At 65.7% G+C, this 16,735-nt stretch carries 16 protein-coding genes; 9 read left to right on the top strand and 7 right to left on the bottom strand.

The genetic code is table 11. From position 1 onward, the window contains the following. Window positions 1–333: 333 nt before the first annotated feature. Window positions 334–1,068, bottom strand: coding sequence for a YggS family pyridoxal phosphate-dependent enzyme (locus DES44_RS15140; RefSeq protein ID WP_058933887.1), 735 nt, complete (start codon window positions 1,066–1,068; stop codon window positions 334–336). Window positions 1,069–1,093: 25 nt separating this feature from the next. On the opposite strand from DES44_RS15140, the gene DES44_RS15135 reads away from it, so the two are divergent. The 3 genes from DES44_RS15135 (at window position 1,094) to DES44_RS15125 (ending at window position 4,408) form a co-directional block, all read left to right on the top strand. Next, on the top strand, window positions 1,094–2,137 hold the full coding sequence (locus tag DES44_RS15135) for a type IV pilus twitching motility protein PilT (RefSeq protein WP_058933888.1): 1,044 nt from the start codon (window positions 1,094–1,096) through the stop codon (window positions 2,135–2,137). A 160-nt stretch (window positions 2,138–2,297) separates the two neighbouring features. Beyond that, window positions 2,298–3,434: a PilT/PilU family type 4a pilus ATPase gene (locus DES44_RS15130; protein ID WP_058933889.1), complete on the top strand. Its 1,137-nt coding sequence runs from the start codon at window positions 2,298–2,300 to the stop codon at window positions 3,432–3,434. Window positions 3,435–3,505: 71 nt separating this feature from the next. Next, entirely contained in the window at window positions 3,506–4,408 is a 903-nt protein-coding gene (locus DES44_RS15125; protein ID WP_058933890.1) for an NAD(P)-dependent oxidoreductase, read from the top strand. Window positions 4,409–4,497: 89 nt separating this feature from the next. Here DES44_RS15125 and DES44_RS15120 read toward each other — a convergent pair whose 3' ends face one another. From DES44_RS15120 to DES44_RS15110, 3 genes are all read right to left on the bottom strand, one after another. After that, a complete protein-coding gene (locus DES44_RS15120) occupies window positions 4,498–5,118 on the bottom strand; it encodes a BON domain-containing protein (RefSeq protein WP_058933891.1) in 621 nt (206 codons plus the stop codon). Window positions 5,119–5,221: 103 nt separating this feature from the next. Continuing rightward, window positions 5,222–5,791, bottom strand: coding sequence for an SIS domain-containing protein (locus tag DES44_RS15115; RefSeq protein WP_058933892.1), 570 nt, complete (start codon window positions 5,789–5,791; stop codon window positions 5,222–5,224). 25 nt (window positions 5,792–5,816) lie between these two features. Beyond that, the gene (locus DES44_RS15110; RefSeq protein WP_058937196.1) at window positions 5,817–6,200 is read right to left on the bottom strand and encodes a YraN family protein; all 384 of its coding nucleotides are present in this window, start codon (window positions 6,198–6,200) and stop codon (window positions 5,817–5,819) included. Between DES44_RS15110 and rsmI the strand changes: the two genes are divergently transcribed. The 4 genes from rsmI (at window position 6,199) to htpG (ending at window position 12,397) form a co-directional block, all read left to right on the top strand. Continuing rightward, the gene (gene rsmI / locus DES44_RS15105; protein ID WP_058937197.1) at window positions 6,199–7,167 is read left to right on the top strand and encodes a 16S rRNA (cytidine(1402)-2'-O)-methyltransferase; all 969 of its coding nucleotides are present in this window, start codon (window positions 6,199–6,201) and stop codon (window positions 7,165–7,167) included. The genes DES44_RS15110 and rsmI overlap by 2 nt on opposite strands. Before the next feature lie 182 nt (window positions 7,168–7,349). After that, entirely contained in the window at window positions 7,350–8,813 is a 1,464-nt protein-coding gene (gene tldD / locus DES44_RS15100) for a metalloprotease TldD (protein ID WP_058933893.1), read from the top strand. A gap of 315 nt (window positions 8,814–9,128) precedes the next feature. Next, window positions 9,129–10,268: a 3-deoxy-7-phosphoheptulonate synthase gene (locus DES44_RS15095; RefSeq protein ID WP_058933894.1), complete on the top strand. Its 1,140-nt coding sequence runs from the start codon at window positions 9,129–9,131 to the stop codon at window positions 10,266–10,268. Window positions 10,269–10,495: 227 nt separating this feature from the next. Continuing rightward, a complete protein-coding gene (gene htpG / locus DES44_RS15090) occupies window positions 10,496–12,397 on the top strand; it encodes a molecular chaperone HtpG (RefSeq protein ID WP_058933895.1) in 1,902 nt (633 codons plus the stop codon). 23 nt (window positions 12,398–12,420) lie between these two features. On the opposite strand, the gene DES44_RS15085 is transcribed toward htpG, so the two are convergent. The 3 genes from DES44_RS15085 to DES44_RS15075 all read right to left on the bottom strand — a co-directional run bounded on the left by DES44_RS15085 (window position 12,421) and on the right by DES44_RS15075 (window position 15,310). Continuing rightward, window positions 12,421–13,440 carry a serine/threonine protein kinase gene (locus tag DES44_RS15085; RefSeq protein WP_058937198.1) on the bottom strand — a complete coding sequence of 340 codons (1,020 nt, stop codon included), beginning with the start codon at window positions 13,438–13,440 and terminating at the stop codon, window positions 12,421–12,423. A 56-nt stretch (window positions 13,441–13,496) separates the two neighbouring features. Further along, the gene (locus DES44_RS15080; RefSeq protein ID WP_170156682.1) at window positions 13,497–14,336 is read right to left on the bottom strand and encodes a DUF2726 domain-containing protein; all 840 of its coding nucleotides are present in this window, start codon (window positions 14,334–14,336) and stop codon (window positions 13,497–13,499) included. A 182-nt stretch (window positions 14,337–14,518) separates the two neighbouring features. Further along, entirely contained in the window at window positions 14,519–15,310 is a 792-nt protein-coding gene (locus DES44_RS15075; protein ID WP_116001639.1) for a GNAT family N-acetyltransferase, read from the bottom strand. Between the two features lie 352 nt (window positions 15,311–15,662). Between DES44_RS15075 and rplM the strand changes: the two genes are divergently transcribed. Next, window positions 15,663–16,091 carry a 50S ribosomal protein L13 gene (gene rplM / locus DES44_RS15070; RefSeq protein ID WP_058933897.1) on the top strand — a complete coding sequence of 143 codons (429 nt, stop codon included), beginning with the start codon at window positions 15,663–15,665 and terminating at the stop codon, window positions 16,089–16,091. A gap of 9 nt (window positions 16,092–16,100) precedes the next feature. Beyond that, the gene (gene rpsI / locus DES44_RS15065) at window positions 16,101–16,493 is read left to right on the top strand and encodes a 30S ribosomal protein S9 (RefSeq protein ID WP_058933898.1); all 393 of its coding nucleotides are present in this window, start codon (window positions 16,101–16,103) and stop codon (window positions 16,491–16,493) included. Window positions 16,494–16,735: the final 242 nt, after the last annotated feature.

The raw sequence follows: 16,735 nt of genomic DNA, 5'->3' as shown, positions 1-16,735 counted from the left end.
TCCCTCGCATGGAATAAGTTCTGGAAGTCCGGTGAAGCCGCTTGGAGACAGCTGATGTATTCACCTGGCACGTCGACTTCGACGAGATCATCGGCGGGCTTGAACCCTGCTTGCCATGGCGCTTTGGGAGGGCCGTGAATTCTGACGCGTCACTTGCAACTGATTGAAAAAGCGGTGTCCGTGCTTATCGGGTTCACCCTATTAGGGTTGCCACCGGTTCGATGCGAAACACCCACATCCGGCCACGCCGGATGAGGCGTACCGCGTACGCGGGCTGGCATGCACGCCGCCGGTGGTCTGCTGATTCAGGTGCGCTGATTCAGGTGGGCTGATTCAGCTCAAGGAGGGCGCGCTGTCGCCGCTGGCGGACGGGGCCGGGCGTTGCCGCTGCCCGAAGATGGCCGACCCCACCCGCACGATGGTGGACCCTTCCAAAATGGCGGCTTCCAAGTCGCCGCTCATGCCCATGCTCAGCGTGTCCAGGGCCAGGCCTTGCCCCTGCAACTGCTGCAGCAGTCGTGCCAGCGCATGGTGGGGTTCACGCTGCGACGCGAGCGACTCTGCCGGCTCCGGAATGGCCATCAGTCCGCGCAGTTGCACCCGGGGCAGGGCCGCCACGGCGCGGGCCACCTCGAGCACTTCGTCGGGCATCAGGCCGCTCTTGGTCGACTCGCCGCTGATGTTGACCTGCAGGCACAACTGCAACGGGGGCAGATGCGCCGGCCGCTGGTCGGACAGCCGCTGCGCGATCTTGAGCCGGTCCACGCTGTGCACCCAGTCGAACTGCTCGGCCACCGGCCGTGTCTTGTTGCTCTGCAGCGGACCAATCATGTGCCACTCGATCTGCGAGCGCAGATCCGCCAGCGCGGCGATCTTGTCCAGACCTTCCTGCACATAGTTTTCGCCGAAGCGGGTTTCCCCGGCCAGGAAGGCAGCTCGCACATCTTCGGCCGGAAAAGTTTTTGTTACCACCAGCAGCGTGACGCTGTGCACAGGTCGCGACGCCTGCTCACATGCAAGCCCCATACGGGCCCGCAGCTGTTGTATGTTCTCGGAGATCGTCGCCATAATCGACCAGGCTTTTGCTTATTCCATGGACATCACTCAACTGCTGGCATTCTCGGTCAAGAACAAGGCCTCTGACCTCCACCTCTCGGCCGGACTGCCGCCCATGATCCGGGTGCATGGAGATGTGCGCCGCATCAATGTCGAGCCGCTCGAGCACCGTCAGGTGCACGACATGGTGTACGACATCATGAGCGATGCACAGCGCAAGGCCTATGAAGAGACGCTGGAATGCGACTTCTCCTTCGAGATCCAGGGCCTGGCCCGCTTTCGCGTCAACGCGTTCAACCAGAACCGCGGTGCCGGCGCGGTCTTCCGGACCATTCCGTCCAAGATCCTGACGCTGGAGAACCTGAACGCGCCCAAGGTGTTCGCTGAGCTGGCCCTCAAGCCGCGTGGCATGGTGCTGGTGACTGGCCCGACGGGCTCCGGCAAGAGCACGACGCTGGCCGGCATGGTGAACCACCTCAATGAAAACGAATACGGCCACATCCTCACCATTGAGGACCCGATCGAATTCGTGCATGAATCCAAGAAGTGCCTGGTCAACCAGCGGGAAGTCGGTCCGCAGACCATGAGCTTCTCCAACGCCCTGCGCTCTGCGCTGCGCGAAGACCCGGACGCGATCCTGGTCGGTGAAATGCGGGACCTGGAAACCATCCGCCTGGCCCTGACCGCCGCCGAAACGGGCCACCTGGTGTTCGGCACGCTGCACACCTCCTCGGCCGCCAAGACGGTTGACCGGATCGTGGACGTGTTCCCCGCCGCAGAAAAAGACATGGTCCGCGCGATGCTGTCGGAATCGCTGGTGGCGGTGATCTCCCAGACCCTGTGCAAGACCAAGGACGGCAGCGGCCGTGTCGCCGCCCACGAGATCATGCTGGGCACCTCGGCCATCCGCAACCTGATCCGTGAGAACAAGGTCGCCCAGATGTATTCGGCCATCCAGACCGGCAACAGCCTGGGCATGCAGACGCTGGACCAGAACCTGACCGAATTGGTGCGCCGCAATGTCATCTCGCCGGCCGAGGCCCGCGCCAAGGCCAAGTTCCCCGAGAACTTCCCCGGCTGATCCAGCCCGGTCCTACCCTTCGTTACCGTTGCTTCGGCCCGCGCGTGAAGAACGCGCGCCGCAGCACGGAAAATGTCGAGGCTCGATAGACCGGAAGGCCTCAGGCGCCTATCCTTACTGACTCATCTCGCTTCGGCCAGGGGCCGACAGGACCGCTTTTATGGAACGCGACCAGGCTACAAAGTTCATCAACGACCTGCTGCGCCTGATGGTGTCGCGCAAGGGCTCCGACCTGTTCCTGACCGCCGAGTTCCCGCCCGCCATCAAGGTGGACGGCAAGGTGACCAAGGTGTCCCCGCAGCCGCTGACGGCCCAGCACACGCTGCAGCTGGCGCGTTCGATCATGAACGACAAGCAGGCGGCCGACTTCGAACGCACCAAGGAATGCAACTTCGCCATTTCCCCGCAAGGCATTGGTCGCTTCCGGGTGAATGCCTACATCCAGCAGGGCGCGGTCGCCCTGGTGCTGCGGACCATTCCGGCTACGTTGCCCACCATTGAGTCGCTGGAGCTGCCCGCCATCCTCAAGGACGTGGTGCAGACCAAGCGCGGCCTGGTCATCCTGGTGGGCGCCACCGGCTCGGGCAAGAGCACCTCGCTGGCCGCGATGATCGACCATCGCAACGAAACCACCTACGGCCACATCATCACGATTGAAGACCCGGTGGAATTCGTGCACCCGCACAAGAACTGCATCATCAGCCAGCGGGAAGTCGGCCTGGACACCGAGGGCTGGGAATCCGCCCTGAAGAACACGCTGCGCCAGGCGCCGGACGTCATCCTGATGGGCGAAATCCGCGACCGCGAAACCATGGAACATGCGGTGGCCTTCGCTGAAACCGGTCACCTGTGCATGGCAACCCTGCACGCCAACAGTGCCAACCAGGCGCTGGACCGGATCATCAACTTCTTCCCCGAAGAGCGCCGCGCCCAACTGCTGATGGACTTGTCGCTGAACCTCAAGGCCATCGTGTCGCAGCGCCTGCTGCCGCGCCAGGAGGGCAAGGGCCGGGTGGCTGCCGTGGAGATCCTGCTGAACACGCCGCTGATCTCCGACCTCATCTTCAAGGGCGAGGTGGGCGAGATCAAGGAAATCATGAAGCGCTCGCGCGAGCTGGGCATGCAGACCTTCGACCAAGCGCTGTTCGACCTGTACGAATGGGGCCGCGTGACCTACGAGGACGCCCTGCGCAATGCCGACTCGGTGAACGACCTGCGCCTGCAGATCAAGCTCAACAGCGAACGGGCGCGCAGCGGCGACCTGTCCTCCGGCACGGAGCATCTGTCGATCGTCTGATCTTTCGTTGAATCCGAAGCTCGGGTCACAATCGGGGATCCCTTCTTTCCCCGCCAGGACGGACCCTACCCATGAGCAGCATCGGTCAGCGCAGCTACACCTCCACGTCTTCCCAACGCGTCGCCTTCCTCGGGCTGGGCGTCATGGGCTTCCCCATGGCCGGCCATCTGGCCAAGGCGGGGCAGCAGGTCACCGTCTATAACCGCTCACCCGCCAAGGCCCAGGCCTGGGTGGCCGAGTTTGGCGGCGCCAGCGCCCCCACGCCGCGTGAAGCGGCGCAAGGGGCCGATGTGGTGTTTGCCTGCGTCGGCAATGACGCCGACCTTCGCTCGGTGGTGCTGGGCGAGGACGGCGCCTTTGCCGGCATGAAGCCCGGCGCCATCTTCGTTGACCACACCACCGCGTCGGCCGAAGTGGCCCGCGAACTGCATGCGCAGGCGCTGTCGCGCGGTCTGCATTTCGTGGATGCGCCGGTCTCCGGCGGTCAGGCGGGTGCCGTCAATGGCGCCCTGACCATCATGTGCGGCGGCGATGCCGCACCCTTCGAGGCCATCCAGCCGCTGGCCCTGCACATGGGCAAGGCCGTCACACGGGTGGGTGAGGCTGGCGCTGGTCAACTGGCCAAGATGGTCAACCAGATCTGCATTGCCGGCATCGTGCAGGGCCTGTCGGAGGCCATCGCTTTCGGTCAGCGCAGCGGCCTGCCGATGGAGCTGGTGCTGGACGTCATCGGCAAGGGCGCCGCGCAGAGCTGGCAGATGGACAACCGCGGCAAGACCATGGTGGCCGACAAGTTCGACTTCGGCTTCGCGGTGGACTGGATGCGCAAGGACCTGGGCCTGGTGCTGGACGAGGCCCGCCGCAACGGTGCCCGTCTGCCGCTGACGGCGCTGGTGGACCAGTTCTATGCCGACGTGCAGCAGATGGGCGGGGGGCGGATGGACACGTCCAGCCTGATCAAGCGATTGAAGTAAGACGCCGCAACGCGGGACCTGGCCCGGGAGGGCCCGGTCTGGCGAACCTCTTTCGAGCCTGCCGCGAACGTCCCGCGAATGTCGGGCCCTTATTGCTTCGGGGCCGACGGACGCAGGTTGGCCAGCTCCGCCTCGCTGATGATCTCCATCGCGCGGACCACCTTCTTCACGCCATTCACACCGCGGGCGATGTCGGTCGCGCGGCTGGCTTCGCGCTCGGTCACGCGGCCCATGATGTAGACATTGCCGCGCTCCACCACGACATAGAAGGCATTGGAGACCAGGTCCTTCGCATCCACCAGGCTTGCCTTGACCTTGGTGTTGATGGCCACGTCATTGGCCCGGCTGGACAGCGAGCTGAGCATGCCCACGCCCACTTCATTGAGCACCGTGCCGACGTTCTCCACGCCGCGGGCGATGGCCTCGACGGCGGCGCGGTCCTCGTCATTGCGGGTCTCGCCGGTCAGCAGCACCATGCGGTTGTAGCTGTTGACATTGATATGCACCCGGTCGCCCAGTTGCTCGCGGATGCGGTTGGCGGTCTTGAGCTCGATGCCCTGGTCTTCCAGCTGGGTGCCGGAGGTGCGGCGGTCGGTCACGACCAGGGCGCTGCCTGCGGCGCCGGCCAGCACCAGCGGCACGCAGGCGGTCTGCAGCAGGCTGGCGGCAACGGCGCCAGCCAGGATCAGGGCGCGGGTTTTGGTGATCATGCGGGGTCCTTGGGAATGGCTCGAAGGCACTGGGATCAAAAGAGACTGGACAAAACAACGTCAGTGGGGATGCGGCGGTTTACCCGGCTGCCGGCGCCGACGGCTATTCGGCGGCCCCCAGCAACTGCACGTCGATGGCGTCAGCCAGGCAATGCGACAGCAAGCGGTGTGCCTCCGCCACGCGCGCGAAGCGACTGTGCGGCACGCGCAGTTGCACGTCTGTATCCAGAAGCGTCGACTTCCAGTCGTCATCCTGGGTGCCGCTCAGGGCGATGACACTCATCTCCTGCGAATGAGCCACCTGCAGCAACGCACCGGCGGCGCCGCTGCCCTGGCATTCGAAGAGCAGCAGCAGGTCGCCGGGGTGTCCGAGGGTCTGGATCTGGCGCATCAGGGCAGAGGCGGGGTCGGGATAGCCTTGCGCCTGCGCATCCAGCGCCATCACGGCCAGGCCGGGGCGTTCCTGCTCGAAGCGGCCAGCCAGCAGCGCGGCGGCATAGGACGCGTCCGCCGCCGACAGGCCCAGGCCCGCGCACCAGACGCGGCCGCCCGCGGTGAGGGCATCCACCATCATCTGCGCCGCCACGGCCAGGGGCCGTGCGAGGTTCTCGGCCACCTGGTAGAGCAGGTCGGCGCTTTCGAAGAATTGTTGTTGTATGCGTTGTTCCAACATGCCGCGGATGATAACGGGGCCCCGCTCACCAGCCGCTCGCGTCAAAGGCGGCCGGTAACCATTCGATGTGATCGCCGTCGATGGCCACCACATCGAATCGGCACGGCGGCGCCGTTCTCAGTCGAGAGAGGTAGTGGGAGGCGGCGTAGACCAGCCGCCGCTGCTTGGTGCGGGTGACGCTGGCCGCAGCGCCGCCATGGGCCTGCGCCGCCCGCGTGCGGACTTCGACAAACACCAGCGTGCCGTCCGGGGCGCGCATGATGAGGTCGATCTCGCCGCCTCGACCGGTGGGACCGCGCGCCACTCGATAATTGCGCGCTTCCAGCCGCAGATTGCGGCGCAACAGAAATTCCAGGGCGCGGGTCTCGGCATCGTCGCCCCGCGCCTTTGTGGAGAGCTTCTTGAACATCCCGTCATCTCCCCCGGCATCCCTGGCCCGCCAGATGAGCGAGGCCGCTGCCGCTGCCGCCGGTCAGCAGCAATACCCGGCGGGGACGCTCTACCTGGTCGCCACCCCGATCGGCAACCTGTCCGACATCACGCTGCGTGCCATCCATCTGCTGTCCCTGGTTGATGCGGTCGCCTGCGAGGACACCCGCGTGAGTGCGCAACTGCTGCGCTGGATGGGCCTGCACAAACCGCTGGTGGCCCTGCATCAGCACAATGAACAGTCCGCCGCCCAGGGCCTGATCGACCGGCTGCGCAGTGGCGAACGCATTGCCTACGTGAGTGATGCCGGCACGCCTGCCGTGTCCGACCCCGGTGCGGTGCTGGTGGCGGCCGCGCGGCAGGCCGGCATCCGCGTGCTGCCGCTGCCCGGTGCCAGCAGCACGGTGACGGCCGTGAGCGTGGCCGGCGACACGCAGGCCCAGGGCTTTCGCTTCGCGGGCTTTCTGCCCACTAAGGCTGCGGAGCGGCGGACGGTGGCCAGTACCCTGGTTGGGCAGCCGCACAGCATCGTGCTGTTCGAGGCGCCGCATCGCATCCGTGAGCTGCTGCAACTGCTGGCCGAGCTGGCCCCTGCGCAGACCCTGACGGTGTGTCGTGAACTCACCAAGCAGTTCGAGACCGTGCATACCGCCCGCTGCGCTGACCTGCCGGCCTGGATGCAGGCCGATCCGCAGCGCGAGCGAGGCGAGTTCGTGCTGGTGCTGCATGCCGCACCGGCCCTGGAGCAGGACGGAGACCTGCCCACGGACGCGCTGCGGCAATTGCGGGTGCTGATGCGGGAGCTGCCGCTCAAGCAGGCGGTGAGTCTGGCCGCGGAATTGAGCGGTTCACCGCGCAACGCGCTGTATCAGCAGGCACTGGCGTGGAAATCCGAGGCGGATGGCGATGATCGCGACGAGGGGGATGGCGACAGCGGCGACGACTGAGGCCGCGTCGTTGGCCGCACCACCAAACACCCACCACTGCACACGCGCCACCTTAAGCGCCACCTAAAGCGCCACCGCACCCGCGCCTGCTGCACACGCCCGACCGATGGGGGTCGCCCTCCGCCCAGAAGGGGCGAAGCGGGGGCGATGCGCTGGCCGCCCCGCCTGCCTACAATCAGCCCATGATTTCGCGCGAACCCACCCTGGCCCGTCTGGTCACTGCCCGTGCCCAGTTGTTGGAACCCTTCGGCCTGACCGATGCCTCGCTGTCCCAGGCGCTGCGCCTGATCACCGAGCATCGCGTTGACGACGCCGACCTTTATTTCCAGACCACCCGAGCCGAGGGCTGGAGCCTGGAAGAAGGCATCGTCAAGAGCGGCAGCTTCTCCATCGACCAGGGCGTGGGCGTGCGCGCGGTGGCGGGTGAGAAAACCGCATTCGCGTACTCCGACGACATTTCCGAAGCCGCGCTGCTGGATGCCGCCCGCACCGTGCGGGCCATTGCCAGCGCCGGCCAGAGCAAGCGGGTGAAGGTGCCCACCGAGCCGGTCGTGGCCCCCAGCCGCGCGCTTTACGGCGACGCCGACCCCATCGCCAGCCTGGACAGCACCGAGAAGGTGGCCCTGCTCGAGCGCACCGAGCGCCTGGCCCGTGCCAAGGACCCGCGCATCGCGCAGGTCATGGCGGGCCTGGCTGCTGAACACGAAGTTGTGCTGATTGCGCGGGCCGATGGCACCCTGGCTGCTGACGTGCGCCCGCTGGTGCGCCTGTCGGTGACGGTGATTGCGGAAAGCAACGGTCGCCGGGAAGTGGGGTCCGGCGGCGGCGGCGGCCGGTTCGGCCTGGCTTATTTCACCGACGAGATGATCGCCTCGTACGTGGACCAGGCCGTCACCGCTGCCCTGACGAATCTCGAGTCCCGCCCGGCCCCGGCCGGCGAAATGACGGTGGTGCTCGGCCCGGGCTGGCCCGGCGTGCTGCTGCACGAAGCCGTGGGCCACGGCCTGGAAGGTGACTTCAACCGCAAGGGCTCGAGCACCTTCGCCGGCCGCATCGGCCAGCGGGTGGCTGCCAAGGGCGTGACCGTGCTGGACGACGGCACGCTGCCCGACCGCCGCGGCTCGCTGAACGTGGACGATGAAGGCTGCGCCTCGCAGCGCAATGTGCTGATCGAAGACGGCATTCTCAAGGGCTACATCCAGGACGCGATGAATGCGCGCCTGATGAAGGTGGCGCCTACCGGCAACGGACGTCGGGAAAGCTACGCCCATCTGCCCATGCCGCGCATGACCAACACCTACATGCTGGGCGGCGACAAGACGCCGGAAGAGATCATCGCCAGCATCGACAAGGGCTTGTACGCCACCAACTTCGGCGGCGGTCAGGTGGATATCACATCCGGCAAGTTCGTGTTCTCTGCCAGCGAAGCCTGGTGGGTGGAAAAGGGCAAGCTGCTGTATCCGGTCAAGGGTGCCACCCTGATCGGCAACGGTCCGGATGCGATGAACCGCGTGTCGATGATCGGCAATGACATGAAGCTGGACACCGGCGTGGGCGTCTGTGGCAAGGAAGGCCAAAGCGTGCCCGTGGGCGTGGGCCAGCCGACGCTGCGCATCGACGGCATCACCGTGGGCGGCACGGCCTGAGCGTCGTGCTGAACGTGGAGCTCAGCGTTGTGCTGAGCGTGGTGCGACAGTCACACCGTCCGTCCGCCAGCGTCTTCAAGGGCCTTGACGGGCCCTGAGCGTCCAAGGCAACATCAACCTCATGCGTTTCGTCAGCAAGTTTTATTTTGCTTTCTTTTGGTTCTCGCACCGCCCCGGCGGAGGAGAGGCGAACGCATAAGCAAGCGCCAAGCATCCTCAGAAAACCGCCGGGTCTCACCACCCGGCGGTTTTTTTTGCGCTCATCGCGGATCGATGTCGATCCCCCCCCGATCCCTCAGACAGGAACCCTGACCCATGAATGCCAAGTCCCAACACCCTTACGGAAGCGCTCAGGAGGCGGAGCGCTGGTATTCGCCGCAGGACAAGACGAGCCAAACCGACGACGAACGCATTCTGGACATCACCCCCTTGCCGCCTCCCGAACACCTCATCCGTTTCTTCCCCATCCGCGGCACCGCCATGGAGCAACTGGTGGTCGGCACCCGGCAGCGGATCCGGCGCATCATCGACGGGCAGGATGACCGGCTGCTGGTGATCATCGGCCCCTGCTCCATTCACGACCCCGCCGCGGCGCTGGAATATGCCCGCCGCCTCGTCGGCCAGCGCGACCGCTATGCCGACACGCTGGAGATCGTGATGCGGGTCTACTTCGAGAAGCCGCGCACCACCGTCGGCTGGAAGGGCCTGATCAACGACCCCTACCTGGACGAGAGCTACCGCATCGATGAAGGCCTGCGCATCGCGCGACAGTTGCTGCTGGACATCAACCGCCTGGGCATGCCGGCCGGCTCGGAGTTCCTGGATGTGATCTCGCCCCAGTACATCGGGGACCTGATCTCCTGGGGCGCCATCGGCGCCCGCACGACGGAGAGCCAGGTGCACCGCGAGCTGGCCTCCGGCCTGTCGGCGCCAATCGGCTTCAAGAACGGCACCGACGGCAACATCAAGATCGCTACCGATGCGATCCAGGCGGCTGCACGCCCCCACCACTTCCTGTCGGTGCACAAGAACGGCCAGGTGGCGATTGTGGAGACGGGCGGCAATCCGGACTGCCATGTCATCCTGCGCGGCGGCAAGACCCCCAACTACGACGCCCAGAGCGTCGGCGCGGCCTGTGCCGATCTGGCGGCAGCCCAGTTGCCCACACGCCTGATGGTGGACTGCTCCCACGCCAACAGCAGCAAGCAGCATCAGCGCCAGCTGGATGTGGCCCGGGACATCGCCGGCCAGATCCGCGAGGGCAGCCGCCAGATCTTTGGGGTCATGGTGGAAAGCCATCTGCAGGGTGGCGCGCAGAAGTTCAGCCCCGGCAAGGACGATCCGTCCCAGCTGGAGTACGGCAAGAGCATCACCGACGCCTGCCTGGCGTGGGATGACTCCCTGGAAGCACTGGAGGTGCTGAGCCAGGCAGTGGCTGCTGCCCGCCAGCGCTGACATCGCCCGGGGGGCGTTCGGCGGGCCTGGCTGCCCGCCGCCCCAACCCTCCCGGATGCTTCTCCGGGGGGGCACCGTGAAAAGCCGCTACACGCCGCCACAAGCCGCTACAAGCCTCCACAAGCCCCTCTTGAAATCGCCGGGCTGCGCCCCACATGCGGACGCAACCGGGCCGGTCACGCCTGCCCGAGTCCTCCCAACAATCCTGCACGGCAATTCAACAAGAGATGGACAAGCAAACCCATTCCTTCCAAGCCGAGGTCAAGCAGATCCTGCATCTGGTGACCCACTCGCTCTACTCCAACAAGGAAATCTTCCTGCGGGAGCTGGTGAGCAATGCCTCCGACGCCTGCGACAAGCTGCGTTTCGAGGCCCTGGACAACAATGCCCTGTTCGAGGACCAGCCCAATCTGGAAATCCGGGTGTCGTTTGACGCCGCCGCGCGCACCGTCACCATTAGCGACAACGGCATCGGCCTGTCGGCGGAAGAGGCCATTGCCCACCTGGGCACCATCGCCAAGAGCGGCACCCGCGAATTCATGGCGAAGCTGGAAGGCGACCAGAAGAAGGACGCCAACCTGATCGGCCAGTTCGGGGTGGGCTTTTATTCCGGCTTCATCGTGGCGGACCGCATCACCGTCGAGTCCCGCCGCGCCGGCCTGCCGGCCGAGCAGGGCGTGCGGTGGACCTCCGAGGGCACCGGGGACTTCGAGGTCGAGACCATCACCAAGCCGGTCCGCGGCACCGACGTCATCCTGCATCTGCGGGAGGGCGAAGATGAATTCCTCAAGACCTGGCGTCTGAAGTCGGTCATCAGCAAGTACTCCGACCACATCTCCCTGCCGATTCTCATGCGCCGGGAAGAGTGGGATGCCGACAAGGCCGAGCAGGTGCTCAAGGACGAGTGGGAGCCGGTCAACAAGGCCTCGGCCCTGTGGACCCGCAGCAAGAGCGACATCACCCAGGACGAGTACGACAGCTTCTACAAGCAGATCAGCTACGACACCGAAGCGCCGCTGGCCTTCACCCACAACCGGGTGGAAGGCCGCAGCGAATACACCCAGCTGCTCTACATCCCGGCCAAGGCGCCGTTCGACCTGTGGAACCGCGACAAGCGCGGCGGCGTGAAGCTCTATGTGAAGCGTGTCTTCATCATGGACGACGCCGAAGCCCTGATGCCGGTCTACCTGCGCTTCGTCAAGGGCGTGATCGACTCGGCCGACCTGCCGCTGAATGTCAGCCGCGAGCTGCTGCAGGAAAGCCGCGATGTGAAGGCCATCCGGGAAGGCTCGACCAAGCGGGTGCTGTCGATGCTGGAGGCGCTGGCCAACAGCGAGGACGTGTCCGACAAGGACAAGTACGCCCGCTTCTGGAAGGACTTCGGCCAGGTGCTCAAGGAAGGGGTGGGGGAAGACCACGCCAACCAGGAGCGGCTGGTCAAGCTGCTGCGTTTCGCGTCCACCCATGCCGACGAAGGCGTGAGCTTCCAGGACTACGTCAGCCGCATGAAGGAAGGCCAGGAGGCCATCTACTACATCACCGCCGACAGCCTGGCCGCGGCCAAGAACAGCCCGCAGCTGGAGGTCTTCCGCAAGAAGGGCATCGAGGTGCTGCTGCTGGTGGACCGTGTGGACGAGTGGATGCTCTCTCACCTCTTCGAGTTCGAAGGCAAGTCGCTGCAGTCGGTGGCCAAGGGGTCGGTGGACCTGGGCCAGCTGCAGGACGAGGAAGAGAAGAAGAAGGCCGAGGAAGCCGCCGAGGCCTTCAAGCCGATGCTGGAAAAGCTCAAGGCCGCGCTGGAAGGCAAGGCCAAGGACGTGCGCGTGACCACCCGCCTGGTGGACTCACCGGCCTGCATCGTGGTGGAAGAGGGCGACATCAGCGGTCACCTGGCGCGCATGCTGAAGCAGGCGGGTCAGACGGCGCCGGTGTCCCAGCCCACGCTGGAAGTGAACCCGGACCATGCGCTGGTGCGCAAGCTCGGCGACATCAGCCAGCAGGACGGCGACGAAGCCCGCTTCAAGGACCTGGCCCTGGTGCTGTTCGACCAGGCCCTGCTGGCTGAGGGCGGCACGCTGGAAGATCCGTCGGCCTATGTGAAGCGCGTCAACGCGCTGCTGCTGGCCTGATCTGCGAGGCGCCCGGCTGGGGCTCAGTCCCAGCTGGGCAGCCCCGAGGCCTTTTCGGCCTCGATCTGCATGGCGTCCAGTTGCTCGCGCAGCTTGACGACCTGGTCGCTCCAGTAATTGGGCGTGCCGAACCAGGGGAAGGCCAGCGGAAACGCCGGGTCTTCCCAGCGCCGCGCCAGCCAGGCGCTGTGATGGATCATGCGCTGGGTGCGCAAGGCTTCGATCAGCCGCAATTCGCGCCAGTCGAATTCGCGCACGCTTTCATATCCGTCCAGCAGCGCATCCAGTTGCCGGCGGGCCGCCTCCGGGTCTCCGGAGAGCATCATCCACAGGTCCTGCACCGCGGGGCCCTGCATCGCATCATCCAGATCCACGAAATGCGGACCCCGGTCCGGTGTCCAGAGCAGGTTGCCGGGATGGCAGTCGCCGTGCAGGCGCAGGCTGCGCAGCTGGGGCTGCTGGTCGAAGGCCGCCTGGATGGCGGTGATGCAGCGCTCGGCCGCGTCGTGCCATTGCGGGGCAACGTCCGGCGCCAGGATGTCATGGTCCCGAAGCCAGTCGCGGGCCTCCCGCGCGGGCTGGGCGGTGTTCCACGACACCCGATGTTCAAACGGGTGGCGCTGGCCCACTTCGTGGAGCCGGGCCAGGAAGCGACCGATCCAGCGCAGCACCTCCGGATCTTCCAGTTCAGGGGCGCGTCCGCCCTGACGCGGTGACACCGCAAAACGGTCCCCCAGCACATGGGCCAGCGTGGTGGCCTGGCCGTCCACCTCCAGCATCATCGGGGCCACCACCGGCACTTCCGCCTCGACCAGCTCGCGGGCGAATGCATGCTCTTCCAGGATCTGCGCGTCGCTCCAGCGGCCCGAGCGGTAGAACTTGGCCACCACCGCGCTGCCGTCCTCCAGATAGGCCTGCAGCACGCGGTTTTCGTAGGAATTGAGCTGCAGCAACCGGCCGTCCGGACGCAGACCGGCATGCTCCATCGCGTCCAGCATGCGTTCCGGGGTGAGATGGCCGAAACCGGCCGGGGATGAGGTCATCAGCAAAACAAAACGGCGCTTTCGCGCCGTCGGTCCGGTGGGCAGAAGCTGCTAGCTTAGCGCCGCATGTGACGCGGCGCGTCGACCACCACGCCGGCAATGTCGTGATCCGTCTCTTCGCTGAACTGGGAATCCAGCGGGGACATCGACGAATCTCCCCCGGTGGTGCCCCGCGGACGGTAGCCGCGCACCCGTGGCTCCGCCGCCGTCTGGACGCTGTCCGGCGCTCCGCCCAGTCCGTCCAGGCGGCTGTCGGGCGCAAAGAAGGAGTCACTGAAGACCGACGAATCGTTCCACAAGGTGTTGCGGCCCGGCACCCGGCGCTGGGCGGACGGGTGGGCCGCGCTCGGCGCAGCCGCCTGGGCACGCACGGCGCTGCGGGGCTGCAGCGGCTGGGGCGCCCGCGACGACTGGTTGCTGAAGGGCACCAGCAACTGCAATTCAGACACGGTGGGCATGGTGTCCACCGACGTGCGCAGGTAGCGGATGCGGCAGGCCGCCAGCACTTCCTGCTTGATCTGCAGGCTGCGGGCGCTGCCGGAGCGCTGGGTGTCCAGGTCTACGGCGGCCAGCACCCGACCATTGGGGCTGCAGATCGCAAAATTGACGCTGATGCCGCCCAGCAAGTCATACCAGTAGCGCACGTCCTTGGCTTCTGTCGGCTGGCAGAAACGCACCAGCGGCAGCTTGGCCATCAGCACATGATGGGGCAGGGCTTCGCGCAGCAGGCGGAAGACCCGTCGTTCGTCCGCGCTGAACACCGGTCGCGCATTCAGCGACCATTCGGTGGGCAAGGGCTTGCGGCGTTGGGGTCGGCGCAGCAGCAGGGTTGCGGCCAGACCGAGTCCGGCAGCGCCACCCAGGCCTGCCACGACCCACGGCAATGTGTTGAGCATGTCCCGAAGCGTTGTAAGAGGGCCCGAAGGGCACAGCGCCCGTCGTGTGACGGAACGCACGGCTTGAATCGTGCCCGGATCGGCGCGAATGTAGCCGAAAGTCGTTACAAGATGCATCCGAGTGGCCCCCCTGGATCGGGTGGACCAGTCTGGGGGGCTGGTAGAGACCGGTGGTGGCTTGGCTATTGTTTGGCCGACTTGCCGCTGGTCTTGCCCAGCTTGGTCTTCACCTCGGCCACGCCGTCGATGAAGGCGTTGAAGTTGCGCAGGTGGCGCTTGAGCTGGAAGTCCGCCTCGGCCATGTGGCGCTCGATGGCTTCGTCCACATGGGACGACACGGAGTCTGGCGGCAGGCGCAGCCAGGCCTCGGATTCGCTGCCGTCCCGCTCCACCTTGGCCCCGGCCTTGCGGGCGATGGCCAGCATGGGGCCGTTCTCGCTGAGGGCGTGGATGAACAGGGTGTCGATGCCGCGGTTGCGGGCGTGCAGGGCGGCGCGTTCAAAGAGCCGGCGGCCAAAACCCCGGCCCCGGGCAGTCCCCGCCACCGAAACGCCAAATTCCGCCATGGCGGGGCGGCCCTTGATCTGCGGTGTCGGCTCATAGGCCAGGTGGGCCACGGCGATCAGTTGCAGCTTGCGGTTGAAGATGCCCAGCACCTCATCCCGCGAGAAATTGAGGGTGTCGACATACTTCTGGATCTGTTCGTCCCGGGCCGCGTAGCCAAAGCGCAGGTAGCGGTCTCGCTCCGGCAGAGACAGCAGGTGCTGGGCGATGCGCTTGCGGTGGCGTTTGCCCAGGGCGCGGATGGGGACCCAGTCCGCCCAGCGTCGCCAGAATGCAGGCAGGCGGGCGGTCCAGGGGCGGTCCCGCTTGGGCTTGGGCGGCGACGCATCGGCGCTGACGCCCGTCGATCCCGCCACGGCAGGCGCAGGCGCGGGCGCCGGGGTGGGAGAGGAGGGTGGGGCGGCAGTCATGGCGGCTCAGTAGTAACCCGGATGGTAGCCAAAGTGCGGGTCTCGCCAAGTGGATTCTGCGGCCAGATGCAGGATCTGTGACGATTCCCCGATCAACGGCGGCGCGGACCGGGCCAATGGGCCCACGGGCGGGCCCGCGCATTTGGCTTTTGCCCAAGTTCTGCTAAACTCGCGGGCTTTCCCCGGTTTCATGGCAGCCGTGGGGCACTTTCGTGAGAGGTCGCGCACTCATAAGCGGCACCGAACAGAAGTGGGGCATTGGCCCAACGTGCGGAAATTGCACTGGCTGGATTCCTCTTGAAGGGGTCTGCCGTGCGGCTTTTGCTGATTTGCCAGATTTTGAAAGACTCTCATGAAGACCTTCAGCGCCAAGCCGGCCGAAGTGAAGCACGAGTGGTTTGTGATTGACGCCACCGACAAGGTGCTCGGACGTGTTGCCAGCGAAGTGGCACTCCGTTTGCGCGGCAAGCACAAGGCCATCTACACGCCTCACGTGGATACCGGCGATTTCATCGTCATCATCAACGCAGACAAGCTGCGCGTGACCGGCAACAAGGCCAATGACAAGGTGTACTACCGTCATACCGGCTACCCGGGCGGCATCCGCGCCACGAAGTTCAAGGACATGCAAGCCAAGTTCCCGGGCCGCGCCCTGGAAAAGGCTGTCAAGGGCATGCTGCCCAAGGGTCCTCTGGGCTACGCGATGATCAAGAAGCTGAAGGTGTACGCGGGCGACACGCATCCGCACACCGCCCAGCAGCCCCAAGTGCTGGAAATCTAAGGAGCGGTGATGATCGGAAACTGGAACTACGGTACCGGCCGTCGCAAGTCGTCGGTGGCACGTGTCTTCATCAAGAAGGGCACTGGTCAAATCATCGTCAACGGCCGCTCGATCGAGCAGTACTTTGGCCGTCAGACCTCGATCATGATTGCTCGTCAAGCCCTGATGCTGACGAACAATGGCGAGGCCTTCGACATCAAGGTCAACGTGCACGGTGGTGGCGAATCCGGCCAGGCCGGTGCAGTGCGCCTGGGTATCACCCGCGCCCTGATCGACTACGACGCAGCCCTGAAGCCCGAACTGAGCCGCGCCGGCTTCGTGACGCGTGATGCGCGTGAAGTCGAACGTAAGAAGGTCGGTCTGCACGGTGCCCGTCGCCGGAAGCAGTTCAGCAAGCGCTGATCGAACTTCCTGGAACGTCTGGCTTACGCTTGGCGTTCCAACCCCAAGCAAAGGCCGCTTTTCAGCGGCCTTTGTTTTTGGCGGGTCGGCCCCATGTGGCATACAGGCGGTGTGCCAATCCGCACCGGCCCCCAGACCGTGCCGCCTGCCGCATTGCGAGAAGGGCTTTGGCGTCACGCAACGGCACCTGGCCGCCTGCTTTGTCATAATGCTCCCCATTCACCGGACATCTCCATTCAGGA

This window comes from Roseateles depolymerans (assembly GCF_003387155.1).
Classification (GTDB): Bacteria; Pseudomonadota; Gammaproteobacteria; order Burkholderiales; family Burkholderiaceae_C; genus Roseateles; species Roseateles depolymerans.
This window is presented reverse-complemented; position numbering and strand designations above follow the sequence as displayed.

Coding starts and splice junctions, on each gene's coding strand:
- DES44_RS15140 (WP_058933887.1), bottom strand. CDS start 1,068: ATGGCGACGATCTCCGAGAACATACAACAGCTGCGGGCCCGTATGGGG.
- DES44_RS15135 (WP_058933888.1), top strand. CDS start 1,094: ATGGACATCACTCAACTGCTGGCATTCTCGGTCAAGAACAAGGCCTCT.
- DES44_RS15130 (WP_058933889.1), top strand. CDS start 2,298: ATGGAACGCGACCAGGCTACAAAGTTCATCAACGACCTGCTGCGCCTG.
- DES44_RS15125 (WP_058933890.1), top strand. CDS start 3,506: ATGAGCAGCATCGGTCAGCGCAGCTACACCTCCACGTCTTCCCAACGC.
- DES44_RS15120 (WP_058933891.1), bottom strand. CDS start 5,118: ATGATCACCAAAACCCGCGCCCTGATCCTGGCTGGCGCCGTTGCCGCC.
- DES44_RS15115 (WP_058933892.1), bottom strand. CDS start 5,791: ATGTTGGAACAACGCATACAACAACAATTCTTCGAAAGCGCCGACCTG.
- DES44_RS15110 (WP_058937196.1), bottom strand. CDS start 6,200: ATGTTCAAGAAGCTCTCCACAAAGGCGCGGGGCGACGATGCCGAGACC.
- tldD (WP_058933893.1), top strand. CDS start 7,350: ATGATTTCGCGCGAACCCACCCTGGCCCGTCTGGTCACTGCCCGTGCC.
- DES44_RS15095 (WP_058933894.1), top strand. CDS start 9,129: ATGAATGCCAAGTCCCAACACCCTTACGGAAGCGCTCAGGAGGCGGAG.
- htpG (WP_058933895.1), top strand. CDS start 10,496: ATGGACAAGCAAACCCATTCCTTCCAAGCCGAGGTCAAGCAGATCCTG.
- DES44_RS15085 (WP_058937198.1), bottom strand. CDS start 13,440: ATGACCTCATCCCCGGCCGGTTTCGGCCATCTCACCCCGGAACGCATG.
- DES44_RS15080 (WP_170156682.1), bottom strand. CDS start 14,336: ATGCTCAACACATTGCCGTGGGTCGTGGCAGGCCTGGGTGGCGCTGCC.
- DES44_RS15075 (WP_116001639.1), bottom strand. CDS start 15,310: ATGACTGCCGCCCCACCCTCCTCTCCCACCCCGGCGCCCGCGCCTGCG.
- rplM (WP_058933897.1), top strand. CDS start 15,663: ATGAAGACCTTCAGCGCCAAGCCGGCCGAAGTGAAGCACGAGTGGTTT.
- rpsI (WP_058933898.1), top strand. CDS start 16,101: ATGATCGGAAACTGGAACTACGGTACCGGCCGTCGCAAGTCGTCGGTG.